Source organism: Pseudomonas khorasanensis (assembly GCF_014268505.2).
Classification (GTDB): Bacteria; Pseudomonadota; Gammaproteobacteria; order Pseudomonadales; family Pseudomonadaceae; genus Aquipseudomonas; species Aquipseudomonas khorasanensis.
Genome location: NZ_JABWQP020000011.1, coordinates 114,288 through 127,142, shown reverse-complemented (window position 1 = coordinate 127,142; position 12,855 = coordinate 114,288). Strand labels below are relative to the sequence as shown.

The window sequence follows — 12,855 nt, the reverse complement described above, 5'->3', positions numbered from 1 at the left end:
GACAGCCAAGGGCAAAAAAGGTCGAGCGTGTTGTTATAGCTTCGATTCTTGCTGACAGCGTAGCTGGAGGACAGTAGGCGGCAGGCCAAAAGGGGATCGATATGGCCAATTTGCATGACCGCTGCAATACGCGGGGATGACGGAAAACCTTGTGTGGCGAGGGAGCTTGCTCCCTCGCCACAGCGATTGATTACGAGCGATAGCTCAGTTTTGCCGCCCTGCTCTGCTGCGCCTGACCGCGTGTCGCCAGGCAGTAATACAGCGGAACGGTCACCACCAGGCCGACCAGCCATGACAGGTCTGCGCCTTCGATCAGATTGGCGTACGGCCCGACATACAGCGAGGTGTTGGCAAATGGCAGCTGCACGATGATGCCGATGAAATAGGCAACGATCGCATGCAGGTTGAAGCGACCGTAAATCCCACCGTCGGCGCGGAAGATCGAGGTGATGTCGTACTCACCGCGCTTGATCAGATAGAAGTCGATCAGGTTGATCGAAGCCCACGGCACCAGCACCAGCAACAGCGCCAGGATCAGCCCGATGAACTCGGAAATGAAATCCGCCGAAGCGCCCAGCGCGACCACACAGCAACCCGCCAGGATCACGCTCGACAACACCACGCGCACCTTGATGCTCGGCGTCCACTGACTGGCGAACGTCTGGATCGAGGTGATGATCGACAGCACCGCGCCGTACAGATTAAGCGCATTGTGGCTGATGATATTGAGTAGAAACAGCACCATCAGAATTGGCCCCAGCCATCCGGTAGACTGCTTGACCGCCGTCATCGCTTCGGTGCCTTCCGGTGTTGCCAGCACCGCCACCGCGCCGAAGGAAAACGACAGAATCGTGCCCAGCGTCGCGCCCAGATACGTCGCCCAAAACGGTTTGGCAATGCCAATGTCCGCAGGCAGATAGCGCGAGTAATCGGACACGTAAGGCGAGAAGCTGATCTGCCAGATGATCCCCAGCGACACCGTCGCCAGCCAGCCCGACAGATTGAAACTGCCACGGGTCAAGAAATCCGCCGGCAAGTCATGGACGAAGATATAGATGAACCCGGCCAGCAACGCCCCGCCCATCACCCAGGTGCCGATGCGGTTCAGCGTATGGATGAAGTTGTAGCCGATCACGCCAATTGCCGTGGCGGCCAGCGCACCGATCAAAATGCTCAGCGGCGCCGGTACCGACGGCGCGATACCGACGATGGATTTGCCGGCCAGCACGATGTTGGAAATGAAGAAACCGATGTAGATGAGCGCCGCGAAGAACACGATCAACAGCGCGCCATAACGGCCGAACTGGCCACGGCTCTGGACCATCTGCGGAATGCCCATGCGCGGCCCCTGGGCCGAGGCCAGCGCAATCACCACGCCGCCAATCATATGCCCCAGCGCAATCGCCAGCAGCCCCCAGAACAGATTGAGATGAAACACCTGAACCACCATGGCGCCGGTGACGATGGGCAGTGGCGCGATGTTGGTGCTGAACCAAAGCGTGAACAGATCGCGGGCCTTCCCGTGGCGTTCCGCGAGTGGGACGTAATCGACCGTATGATTCTCGATCAACGGATCTTGCCGGGACATCTGGGACATATGCATGAACTCGAGTTTGTCTGTTTTTATCTTTGTATGAAGCCAAACCGGGAGGACTCTTGGGTCGCCCCTCAGATGCAGACCATATTATGGTATTCCAACTTTTGCACAAGCCTGATCCGTTCATTAACGCGTTAGCTGATACGCCATCGTTACTGATCCTGCGGTCTCAAAACCAGTCGAAAGCCCCGTAAATGCTGAGTTTCCGACGAACGCGGCACGTTTATCGGTTCAGCTCAAAAGGTCTTGCAAAGATCAAATACTGGTATACCATCAGACCAACAATTTCATAAAAACAACGTCACAGCATCCGAGGACCGTCCAATGATCGATGCCACCCTCTATAAACAAGTCATGGGCTCGTTCCCGTCCGGCGTCACCGTCATCACCACGCTGGACGATGACGGCCAGATCGTCGGCCTGACCGCCAGCGCGTTCAGCTCGCTGTCGATGGACCCGGCGCTGGTACTGTTCTGCCCCAACTACAGCTCCGATTCATACCCCGTGCTGATCAAGAACAAGCGCTTTGCGATCCACGTGTTGTCCGGCGGCCAGCAGAGCGAGGCCTACGCCTTCGCCCGCAAAGGCAAGGACAAGGCGCAAGGCATCGAATGGACATTGAGCGAACGAGGCAACCCGATCCTCGCGAACGCGACGGCTATCATCGAATGTGAACTGTGGCGCGAATACGAGGGCGGTGATCACGCCATCATGGTCGGCGCTGTAAAGAACCTGATCGTCCCCGAGCAAGTCGCCGGACCGCTGGTGTATTGCCACGGCAAGATGGGCGCCCTGCCCGTTCTGGCCTGATAGAAGAACAACGCATAGCAACTGTGGGAGCGAGCTTGCTCGCGAAGGCGTCTTGTCAGCCGCCATAGAGGCCGACTGTTAAACCGCCTTCGCGAGCAAGCTCGCTCCCACCAGTAGCCACAACAACAAAAGATCCGAGGAAGCGTCATGAAATTTTCCCTGTTCATCCACATGGAACGCTGGGACGAAAGCGTCAGCCACCGCCAACTGTTCGAAGACCTCACCGAACTGACCCTGATGGCCGAGGCCGGCGGTTTCAGCACCGTGTGGATCGGCGAACACCACGCCATGGAATACACCATCTCGCCAAGCCCAATGCCGCTGCTGGCGTACCTCGCGGCGAAAACCACCACCATCCACCTCGGCGCCGGCACGATCATCGCGCCGTTCTGGCACCCGCTGCGTGTCGCCGGTGAATGCGCGCTGCTCGACGTGATCAGCAACGGCCGCATGGAAGTCGGTCTGGCCCGTGGCGCTTATCAGGTTGAATTCGACCGTATGGCCGGCGGCATGCCCGCCTCCAGCGGCGGCCAGGCCCTGCGCGAAATGGTCCCGGTGGTCCGCGCCCTGTGGCAAGGCGACTACGCCCATGATGGCGACATCTGGAAATTCCCCACCTCCACCAGCGTGCCGAAACCGATCCAGAAGCCCAACCCGCCGATGTGGATCGCCGCCCGCGACCCCGACTCGCACAACTTCGCTGTGGCCAATGGCTGCAACGTCATGGTCACGCCATTGATGAAAGGCGACGAAGAAGTTCTCGACCTGAAGAACAAATTCCAGACCGCACTCGACAACAACCCGGATGTACCGCGCCCGCAACTGATGGTACTGCGTCACACGCATGTGCACACCGCCGACGATCCGGACGGCTGGAAGGTCGGGGCTAAAGCTATCTCACGTTTTTATCGCACGTTCGATGCGTGGTTTGGCAATAAAGAAACCCCAGTCAACGGTTTCCTCGCGCCGAGCCCCGAAGAGAAGTTCGTCGGGCGTCCTGAGTTTGAGCTGGAGAGCTTGCACAAGACGGCGATGATTGGTACGCCGGAAGAGGTCATTCCGCGGATCAAGTACTACCAGGAACTGGGCGTGGATGAGTTCAGTTTCTGGTGTGACAACAGCTTGCCGCATGCGGAGAAGAAGAAGTCGCTGGCGCTGTTTATCAGGGATGTGGTGCCGGCGTTTCGGTGAAAACCAGTTGGATCTCAACAGCTGAAAAAAGGGCGATTTACCTTCCGGTAATTCGCCCTTTTTCATTCTGCCAATTCGGGATCACAACAATAACAGGCACATCAGGCTATCGTTTTGCTGTCAAACCAGCACTTGCGTACAAGTGCCCTGCGCACATTGCGCGGATAGTGGCCGTTGCCCATTCGGCATTTTTTCAAGCCCACACGCGATCACAAGGAGTTTTCATGAGCACCTTCAAGACCCAAGACGGCACCGAGATCTATTACAAGGACTGGGGCAGCGGCAAGCCCGTGCTGTTCAGCCACGGTTGGCCGCTGGATGCCGACATGTGGGAATACCAGATGGAATACCTGAGCAGTCGCGGCTACCGCACCATCGCGTTCGACCGCCGTGGCTTTGGCCGCTCCGATCAGCCGTGGACCGGCTACGACTACGACACCTTTGCCGATGACATCGCCGGCCTGATCAATCACCTGGATCTGCGCGACGTGACCCTCGTCGGTTTCTCGATGGGCGGCGGTGACGTCAGCCGATACATCGCCCGTCACGGCAGCGGGCGCGTTGCCGGTCTGGTGCTGCTGGGCGCGGTCACCCCGCTGTTCGGCAAGAAAGCCGACTTCGCCGACGGCGTCGACAAGTCGGTGTTTGACGGCATCAAGGCTGGTCTGCTGAAGGATCGCGCGCAGTTCATCGCCGACTTCAATGCGCCGTTCTTTGGCATCAATCAGGGCCAGAAAGTCTCCGATGGCGTGTTAACCCAAACCTTGAACATCGCGCTGATGGCATCGCTCAAAGGCACCGTCGACTGCGTGACCGCGTTCTCGGAAACCGACTTCCGTCCGGACATGACAAAAATCGACGTGCCGACGTTGGTGATTCACGGCGACGGCGACCAGATCGTGCCGTTCGAGACCACCGGCAAGCAGGCCGCCGCGCAGATCAAGGGCGCCGAGTTGAAAGTCTATGCAGGCGCACCGCACGGGTTTGCGGTGACCCACGCGCAGGCGTTGAATGAGGATCTGCTGGCGTTCCTCAATCGGTAAATTGCGCGTGGCACGAGCTACCTGTAAATGCTGATGAACCAAGGCCCGCGATAGTGCGGGCCTTGTGTTTTGCGCTAGAGTCGCCGAATTATTAAGGCTCTGCTCGCACCACGCCGCGCTCCTCAAGCAAACGCACAAACATGCTCAAACTGCGCGAAACCGTGCCACGGCGCCACACCAGCCAGGTCGTCAGGTAGCGAAAATCGGTTGCCAAAGGCCAGACACTGACGGTCGCGCTGCCCGGCATGCTTTGCAGCATTTTGCGTGGCATCAGCGCCAGGCCGGCGCCGGCGCTGACGCAAGCGAGCATGCCATGATAGGACTCCATTTCGAAGATCTTGCCCGGCACGGCCGCGTCGGTGCTGAACCATTTTTCGAAATGGTGGCGGTAGGAACAGTTGGAACGGAAGGCGTAGATATTTTCGCCGTTCACATCCGCCGCTCGCTCAACCGGTGAATGATTGAGCGGCGCGATGATGACCATCTCTTCCTCGAACGCCGGTACGCCTTCCAGGGCCGGGTGCAGCACCGGGCCGTCGACAAATGCAGCGACCAGGCGCCCGGAGAGCACGCCATCGATCATCGTCCCCGACGGCCCGGTGGACAGGTCGAGATCGACCTTGGGGTGCTGCTGGTTGTACGCGGCCAGCAGTTCGGGAATGCGCACCGCCGCCGTACTTTCCAGCGAGCCCAGAGGGAACGCACCCTGGGGTTCTTCGCCCGCCACAGTGGCCCGCGCTTCCTGCACAAGATCGAGAATGCGCCGGGTGTACTCAAGAAAACTCCACCCCGCCGGTGACAGACGCAAACGGCTTTTCTCACGGATAAACAGGTCCACGCCGAGATCCTGCTCCAGCTGTTTGATCCGCGTGGTCAGGTTCGATGGCACACGGTGGATCTGCGCCGCAGCGGCGCTGATGCTGCCGTGCTCGGCAACGGCCTTGAAGATTTCCAGCTGCACCAGATCCACACTCATTCTCCAATCGTGAAAGAAACGATCTTTATTATTCAGTTTCCAGAAAACAAACGCCACCCTACTCTAGGCCCATCCACTGAACACGCAGGACGACGCCATGAGCCAGATTTCCAGCCAGACCCACGCCATTTCGATCAACCCCGCCACAGGCGAACAGATCGGGCACTACGCATTTGAATCCGCCGCCGCCCTCGACGCTGCGCTCACCCGCGCCGCTTTCGGCTTCGGCAAGTGGAAGCGCAAGCCGCTGCAGGATCGTTCGCGCTTGCTGACCGCCCTCGCCGGCGCGCTGCGTGAAACGGCTGAAACCATGGCGACCATGATCACCCAGGAAATGGGCAAGCCGATCGCCCAGGCCCGTGGCGAAATCGAAAAATGCGCCAAGCTGTGCGAGTGGTACGCCGAACACGGCCCGGCCATGCTCGACGCCGAAGCCACTCAGGTCGAGGGTGGCAAGGCGCGTATCGAATACCGCCCGCTCGGCCCGATTCTGGCGGTGATGCCGTGGAACTTCCCGATCTGGCAAGTGCTGCGCGGTGCTGTGCCTGCCCTGGTTGCTGGCAATACCTACGTACTCAAGCACGCGCCGAACGTGATGGGCAGCGCGTATCTGTTGCGTAATGCTTTCGTCCGCGCCGGTTTTCCTGATGGCGTGTTCGAAGTGCTGAACGTCACCACCGAAGGTGTTTCCACCGCCATCGCCGACCCGCGCATCGCCGCCGTGACCCTGACCGGTAGCGTGCGCGCCGGTATGGCCATCGGCGCCCAGGCCGGTGCTGCGCTGAAAAAATGCGTGCTGGAACTCGGCGGCTCCGATCCGTTCATCGTGCTCAATGACGCCAATCTGGATGAAGCGGTGCAAGCGGCAGTGGTTGGTCGCTACCAGAACTCCGGGCAAGTCTGCGCGGCCGCCAAACGCCTCATCATCGAGCAAGGTGTGGTTGAAGAATTCACCCGCAAGTTTGTCGAAGCCACCCGCCAGTTGAAGATGGGCGATCCACTGGCGGCCGACACCTACATCGGGCCGATGGCGCGTTTCGATCTGCGCGATGAACTGGATCAGCAAGTGCGCGACACCCTCGAAGAAGGTGCGACCCTGCTGCTCGGTGGCGGCAAGTCCGAAGGTCCCGGCAATTACTACGAACCCACGGTGTTGGGCGGCGTCACCGACCGCATGACCTCGTTCAAACAGGAGCTGTTCGGCCCGGTCGCGTCGATCATCACCGCTCGCGATTGCGCCCATGCCGTGGCACTGGCCAACGACAGCGAATTCGGTCTGACCGCAACGATCTACACCGCCAATGTGGCGCTGGCCCAGCAACTGACCAGCGAACTGGAAACCGGCGGCGTGTTCATCAACGGCTACTCCGCCAGCGACCCACGCGTGACCTTTGGTGGCGTGAAGAAAAGCGGCTTCGGTCGTGAACTGTCGCACTTCGGCGTGCGTGAATTCTGCAACGCGCAGACCGTGTGGCTGGATCGTAAATAATCCATACACCTGAAAAACCTGTGGGAGCGAGCCTGCTCGCGAAGAGGGTTGGTCAGTCAACACATCGGTGGCTGAAACACCGCTTTCGCGAGCAAGCTCGCTCCCACAAGGTCTGCGATTTAAAGATATTTCAACCAGCTAATGTCCCGGCGCCGGGCTTTCAGCGCCGAAAACCAGCGCACTGCCGGAAAAAGCACCACAGCCAGAATTACTGCCGCCAGCCACACCGCCCCCACCGTCGAAAACCCGAAATAGCTGCCCTGATTCAGACCAAAAAGCGCGACGCCAACCACGTAGAACACCTTCAACGCGTACAGGTGCAGCAGGTAGAAAAACATCGGCGCCGAACCGAACACGGTCAGCCAGCGAATCCAGCGATGCGCCTGCAGGCGTTCGAACGCTAGCAACAGCAACAGGCCCGTGCTCACGGTCAGGGCGATGAACAACAGCGATGGCGGATATTTGGTGATGTTGAAAAAACTCATCAGGGTCTGCACCAGCGAATCGCTGACGGCCCACGGCTTCTCGCCGTAGCCATTGATCAACCGCAGCGCCACGAACCCCAGCAATCCACCGATACCCACGGTCAGCAAACGACGCTGGCGCACAGCCGCGTCCATGCCGCGCGCAAACCACGGCCCCAGCGCATAGCCCAGACCGATCACGCCAATCCACGGCAGCAGCGGGTATGAGGTGCGCAGGCGAAGGGTTTCACTGACCTCGATCCAGCCACGGTCATGCAAGATCGCCCAAGGCACATGCATGGCTGATTCCACCGGGAAATGCACCGCATCGAGCAGGTTGTGCCCGGCGATGATCGCCAGGCTCAAGGTCAGCAGCACCGCGCGTGGCAACCAGACCAGCAGCGCCAGGGCGATCATGCTCAAACCGATGGCCCAGATCACCTGCAAATAGATCACGCTGGGTGGTAGCTGGAACGTCCAGGCGAAGTTGACCAAGGTGAATTCCAGCACCACCAGAAACAATCCGCGTTTGAACAGAAACGCACTGACGTCAGCCTTGCCCGCGTATTTTTCGCCGTACAACCACGCCGACAATCCGGTCAGCAAGACAAACACCGGCGCACACAAATGCGCCAGGGTGCGGCTGAAAAACAGCGCCGGCTCAGTGCTCGCAATGTCCATCGGGTCAGACACCTGACGGTGCAGCAGGAAGGTTTCGCGCACGTGATCGAGCAGCATGAACAGGATCACCAGGCCTCTGAGCGCATCAATGGACAGCAGCCGGCCAGTCGTTAAAGGGGCAGAACGAGGAAGCACATTCGTCATGGATCTTTCACAATCGAGGGGATAACACGGAGCAGCGACAGCGTCGCCCTTGGGTTTCGCGTTATCTTATAACATCAACAAGCACAAACCCAAGCCTCATCAATAGTGATTCTCAGCAAAGCTCTGGGCTTGGCAGCATTTGGGTTGCCCATCGGCGACAGGCTTCTATAGTGAACAAGTCTGCCCTACCCTTGCGGCCTGTCGTCGAGCGTTGTCCATGGTCAACACCCAACACCTGATCATCTGTGAACACTGCGATTGCGTGTACGAAAAAGTCGCGCTCGCCAGACACCAGAAAACCTTGTGCGTGCGCTGCGGGAGCGTGCTCCAGCGCTTCAACGGCTTGACCATCGAGCAACGTCTGGCACTGACGCTCACGGCGGCGATGCTGTGGCTGTTCGCTAATTTCTACCCGGTGATGAGCATCAGCCTCCAGGGCATGCGAAACAGCGCGACCCTCTGGGATTCGGTGCTCGCGCTAAGCCAGGGCCCTATCACTTTCATCGCGATGGTTGCGGCGATTGCGATCATCATCGCTCCCGCGTTTCAACTGGTTCTGTTGATCTGGGTGCTGAGTTTTGCCCTGGTCATGCGCCGGGCGCCGGGTTTCAAACCGTGCATGCGCTGGCTGGAAACCCTGCGCCCGTGGAGCATGCTTGAAGTGTGTCTGCTGGGCGCGATGGTCGCGGTGTTTAAACTCGCCGGCCTGCTGGACGTGCTGCCCGGCATCGGCCTGTTCGCCCTGGCAGCGCTGAGTCTGATGATGATCCGCATTGCCGGACGCGACATCCGCGAACTCTGGGACATTCTATGAAGCGGCCCGCCACTGCCAGCGAACTCAATCTTTGCCTGTGCCACAGCTGCGGCCTGGCTTGCGACATGCGCGACGAACCACGCCAATGCCCGCGCTGCGATGCGCCATTGCATCGGCGCAAGACCAATTCCCTGACGCGCACCTGGGCCTACATGCTGGCCGCACTGATCTTTTATATACCGGCCAATCTGCTGCCGGTGATGAACACCGTCATGCTCGGCAGCGGCGCCGACAGCACGATCATGAGCGGCGTGCTGGAATTCTGGGAAGCCGGGGCGTGGGACATTGCCCTGATCATTTTTATCGCTAGCATTGCCGTGCCGGGGATCAAATTCGTCGCCCTGACGCTGCTTTTGGTCACCGTGCAGCGAGACAGCCTCTGGGCGCGCAAAGAGCGTTCGAAGCTGTACCGCTTCGTCGAGCTGATCGGCTATTGGTCGATGCTCGACGTACTGGTGGTGGCGCTGGTCGCCGCGCTGGTGAAATTTCAGGCGCTGGGCGACATCGAACCACGGCCGGGCATTCTGTTTTTCGGCCTGGTCGTGGTGTTCACCATGCTCGCGGCGATGAGTTTCGACCCTCGCCTGATCTGGGACAGGGACACGGACGAATCGGTCAGCGACGCAGCGCCTCAAGCAACACCTGCAAAGGATGGCGCAGCGCCTGATCCGACTGGCGCTTGACCTGGCTACGGCAGGAATATCCGGTCGCCAGGGCCTCGCCCTGCTCTGCTGGCGCCTGAACCTGACGCGCCCACGATTGCTCGTAAATCACCGCTGACGTTTCCCGGTTACGTGCTTCGTGGCCGTAGGTGCCAGACATGCCGCAGCAACCGGTGGCCTGTGTCGCCAGCTTCAGACCGGCCCGTTCGAAGACCTGCTCCCACTGCCGGGTGGCCCCCGGCGCGTTGGTTTTTTCGGTGCAATGTGCGAGCAGACGAAACGGCTCGGCCTGCTCCTGAGGCAGCCTTTGCGGCATGACCTTGAGCAGCCATTCCTGTACCAGCGCCACGTGCGGACATACCTCCAGGCCTGGCACTTTCAGATATTCCTGGCGATACACCAGCGTCATCGCCGGATCGAGCCCCAACAATGGCACCCCGGTCTGCGCCAGCGCCTGCAGTTGCTCAGCGTTGCGCAATGCCGCGCGATTGAACGCAGATAGAAAGCCTTGCACATGCAGCGGTTTGCCGTTGGCGCTGAACGGTGCCAGATACGCCTGATAACCCAGGCGCGAAATCAGCTCGACCAGATCAGCCAGCAGCGGCGCTTCAAAGTAGCGCGTGAAAGCATCCTGCACGATCACCACACTGTGCTCGCGCTGCGCCTCAGTCAGCGCAGAAAGCGTTGCGACCGTCGCCGGCTGCACCTGCCAACGCCGCATCGCCGCGAGGAAATCGAACCGGCTGAGCAACGGCACGTCGACCATGCCGCCGACACGCGCCAACCCATTGCGCACCCAGGACGCGCCCATCAAACCGTTGTACAACGCCGGAATCCGCGCCATGTACGGAATGCTGTATTCCAGCGAGGCAATCAGATAATCACGCGCCGGACGCAGATAACGGCCGTGATACAGCTCGAGAAACCGCGAACGAAACTCCGGCACGTTGACCTTCACCGGGCATTGCCCCGCGCAGGACTTGCACGCCAGGCAACCGGCCATGGCGTCATACACTTCATGGGAGAAGTCCGCCGACGGATCGCGGCTGTTGCGCCAGCGCCGCCATAAGCTGCTGAAGAACGCAGGTTTGCGAATCGCATCGGACAACACGTCGACACCCGCCTCGCCCTGCAGGCGCAGCCACTCGCGAATCAGCGAAGCGCGGCCCTTGGGCGATTGCGCGCGTTCGCGAGTGGCTTTCCACGACGGGCACATGGCGTCATCGGGATCGAAGTTGTAGCAGGCGCCATTGCCGTTGCAATGCATGGCGGCACCGTAGCTTTGCCAGACTTTCTCGTCGATCTGCCGATCCACTTCGCCGCGCAGGGTCACTTCGTCGATCTTGAGCAGCGTCGCGCCGCTGTTAGCCGGGGTGGCGATTTTGCCGGGGTTGAACTGGTTGAACGGGTCGAATGCCGCTTTCAAGGCCTGCAGCGCCGGATACAACTCGCCAAAGAATGCCGGCGCGTATTCCGAACGCAGGCCCTTGCCGTGCTCGCCCCAAAGCAAGCCACCGTAGCGCTGAGTCAGCGCGGCGACGCCATCGGAGACCGGACGCACCAGCGCCGCTTGCTGCGGATCCTTCATGTCGAGAATCGGCCGTACATGCAACACGCCTGCATCGACATGGCCGAACATGCCGTACTGCAAACCGTGGCTGTCGAGCAAATCGCGCAGCTCGGCGATGTACTCGGCCAGATGCTGTGGAGGCACGGCGGTGTCTTCGACGAAAGGCTGCGGGCGGGCTTCACCGGCAACGTTGCCGAGCAAACCCACTGCGCGCTTGCGCATGCCGTAGACCTTGCTCACCGCCGCCTGACCGACTGCCAGCGTGTGCCCCAACCGCTCAACCGTCTGGTCATTTTTCAGGTGGTCGATGAACGTTTCGACGCGGCGCTGCAAGTCTTCAGGATCGTCACCACAGAACTCGACGAGATTGATGCCCAGGGTCGGGCGCTCGACGCTTTGCGGGAAATATTCGGCGACGCCATGCCAGACGATGTCCTGCATCGCCAGCAGCAGAACTTTGGAATCGACGGTTTCAATCGACAGCGGCTTTAGCGCCATCAGCGCCCGCGCATCGCGCAAGGCATCCATGAAGCCGGCGTAGCGAATGTTGACCAGCATTGTGTGTTTGGGAATCGGCAGCACGTTCAACCGCGCCTCAACGACAAACCCCAGCGAACCTTCAGCGCCGCAGAGCACGCTGTTGAGGTTGAAGCGCTGGTCGGCCTCGCGCAGGTGCGCCAGGTCATAGCCAGTCAGGCAGCGATTGAGATCCGGGAAGCGTGCCTTGACCAGCTCGCCCTGCTCATCAATGATCTGCCGCGCGCAGCGATAGACTTCCCCAACACGATCGTCGCGCGCGCACTGCGCTTCGAGCTCGCTTTCCTCCAGCGCCCTCCCGTGCAAACGCTCGCCACCGCGCAGGATCATGTCGAGTTCAAGCACGTGGTCGCGCGTCTTGCCATAGGTGCAACTGCCCTGGCCGCTGGCGTCGGTGTTGATCATCCCGCCGACGGTGGCGCGGTTGGAGGTTGACAACTCCGGCGCGAAAAACAGCTCTGCGGATTTCAGCGCAGCGTTGAGTTGATCCTTGACCACGCCGGCCTGCACCCGCACCCAGCGCTCCTCGACGTTGATCTCCAGAATGCGGTTCATGTGCCGCGACAGGTCGACGACAATGCCGTCTGTCAGCGATTGTCCGTTCGTGCCGGTGCCACCGCCGCGCGGGGTGATCACCACTTGCTGATACGCCGGGTCGGCGATCAACCGTGCAACCCGCGCCACGTCGTCGGCGTCCATCGGAAACACCGCCGCTTGCGGCAGGCGCTGGTAGATCGAGTTATCCGTGGCCAACACCACGCGACTGGCGTAATCAGCGCTGATTTCACCGCGAAAACCGCTCGCCTCAAGGGCATTGAGAAACTGCTGATAAGCGGTGGACAGGGTGTTGGCGGGCGACAGCTGGGCAATCATCGGT

Annotated in this window: 10 protein-coding genes; 6 read left to right on the top strand and 4 right to left on the bottom strand. The window is 60.3% G+C overall.

The window, feature by feature from the left end; translation table 11 throughout:
- Positions 1-190 precede the first annotated feature (190 nt).
- The gene (locus tag HU727_RS20495) at positions 191-1,597 is read right to left on the bottom strand and encodes a purine-cytosine permease family protein (protein WP_186533312.1); all 1,407 of its coding nucleotides are present in this window, start codon (positions 1,595-1,597) and stop codon (positions 191-193) included.
- Between the two features lie 324 nt (positions 1,598-1,921).
- On the opposite strand from HU727_RS20495, the gene HU727_RS20490 reads away from it, so the two are divergent.
- The 3 genes from HU727_RS20490 to HU727_RS20480 all read left to right on the top strand — a co-directional run bounded on the left by HU727_RS20490 (position 1,922) and on the right by HU727_RS20480 (position 4,641).
- A complete protein-coding gene (locus HU727_RS20490; protein ID WP_186533313.1) occupies positions 1,922-2,407 on the top strand; it encodes a flavin reductase family protein in 486 nt (161 codons plus the stop codon).
- Between the two features lie 147 nt (positions 2,408-2,554).
- Positions 2,555-3,598, top strand: a complete 1,044-nt coding sequence (locus HU727_RS20485; protein WP_186533314.1) for an LLM class flavin-dependent oxidoreductase — start codon at positions 2,555-2,557, stop codon at positions 3,596-3,598.
- A 224-nt stretch (positions 3,599-3,822) separates the two neighbouring features.
- Complete coding sequence (locus tag HU727_RS20480) at positions 3,823-4,641, top strand: alpha/beta fold hydrolase (RefSeq protein ID WP_186533315.1); 819 nt, start codon at positions 3,823-3,825, stop codon at positions 4,639-4,641.
- Positions 4,642-4,732: 91 nt separating this feature from the next.
- On the opposite strand, the gene ptrR is transcribed toward HU727_RS20480, so the two are convergent.
- Positions 4,733-5,611 (bottom strand): putrescine utilization regulator PtrR, encoded by an 879-nt coding sequence (ptrR, locus tag HU727_RS20475; RefSeq protein ID WP_186533421.1) that lies wholly within the window; start codon positions 5,609-5,611, stop codon positions 4,733-4,735.
- Between the two features lie 103 nt (positions 5,612-5,714).
- On the opposite strand from ptrR, the gene HU727_RS20470 reads away from it, so the two are divergent.
- Complete coding sequence (locus HU727_RS20470; RefSeq protein WP_186533316.1) at positions 5,715-7,106, top strand: aldehyde dehydrogenase family protein; 1,392 nt, start codon at positions 5,715-5,717, stop codon at positions 7,104-7,106.
- A 119-nt stretch (positions 7,107-7,225) separates the two neighbouring features.
- Here HU727_RS20470 and HU727_RS20465 read toward each other — a convergent pair whose 3' ends face one another.
- Positions 7,226-8,395 carry an acetyltransferase domain-containing protein gene (locus tag HU727_RS20465; protein WP_186533317.1) on the bottom strand — a complete coding sequence of 390 codons (1,170 nt, stop codon included), beginning with the start codon at positions 8,393-8,395 and terminating at the stop codon, positions 7,226-7,228.
- A gap of 217 nt (positions 8,396-8,612) precedes the next feature.
- Between HU727_RS20465 and HU727_RS20460 the strand changes: the two genes are divergently transcribed.
- Both HU727_RS20460 and HU727_RS20455 read left to right on the top strand, forming a co-directional pair.
- Positions 8,613-9,209, top strand: coding sequence for a paraquat-inducible protein A (locus tag HU727_RS20460; RefSeq protein ID WP_186533318.1), 597 nt, complete (start codon positions 8,613-8,615; stop codon positions 9,207-9,209).
- Positions 9,206-9,892, top strand: coding sequence for a paraquat-inducible protein A (locus HU727_RS20455; protein ID WP_186533319.1), 687 nt, complete (start codon positions 9,206-9,208; stop codon positions 9,890-9,892). The genes HU727_RS20460 and HU727_RS20455 overlap by 4 nt, the downstream gene beginning before the upstream one ends.
- On the opposite strand, the gene ydiJ is transcribed toward HU727_RS20455, so the two are convergent.
- A complete protein-coding gene (gene ydiJ / locus HU727_RS20450; protein ID WP_186533320.1) occupies positions 9,825-12,851 on the bottom strand; it encodes a D-2-hydroxyglutarate dehydrogenase YdiJ in 3,027 nt (1,008 codons plus the stop codon). The genes HU727_RS20455 and ydiJ overlap by 68 nt on opposite strands.
- Positions 12,852-12,855 lie beyond the last annotated feature (4 nt).

Bases quoted from the DNA above. Each gene is read 5' to 3' on its own strand.
- HU727_RS20495 (WP_186533312.1), bottom strand. From the start codon at position 1,597: ATGTCCCAGATGTCCCGGCAAGATCCGTTGATCGAGAATCATACGGTC.
- HU727_RS20490 (WP_186533313.1), top strand. From the start codon at position 1,922: ATGATCGATGCCACCCTCTATAAACAAGTCATGGGCTCGTTCCCGTCC.
- HU727_RS20485 (WP_186533314.1), top strand. From the start codon at position 2,555: ATGAAATTTTCCCTGTTCATCCACATGGAACGCTGGGACGAAAGCGTC.
- HU727_RS20480 (WP_186533315.1), top strand. From the start codon at position 3,823: ATGAGCACCTTCAAGACCCAAGACGGCACCGAGATCTATTACAAGGAC.
- HU727_RS20470 (WP_186533316.1), top strand. From the start codon at position 5,715: ATGAGCCAGATTTCCAGCCAGACCCACGCCATTTCGATCAACCCCGCC.
- HU727_RS20465 (WP_186533317.1), bottom strand. From the start codon at position 8,395: ATGACGAATGTGCTTCCTCGTTCTGCCCCTTTAACGACTGGCCGGCTG.
- HU727_RS20460 (WP_186533318.1), top strand. From the start codon at position 8,613: ATGGTCAACACCCAACACCTGATCATCTGTGAACACTGCGATTGCGTG.
- HU727_RS20455 (WP_186533319.1), top strand. From the start codon at position 9,206: ATGAAGCGGCCCGCCACTGCCAGCGAACTCAATCTTTGCCTGTGCCAC.
- ydiJ (WP_186533320.1), bottom strand. From the start codon at position 12,851: ATGATTGCCCAGCTGTCGCCCGCCAACACCCTGTCCACCGCTTATCAG.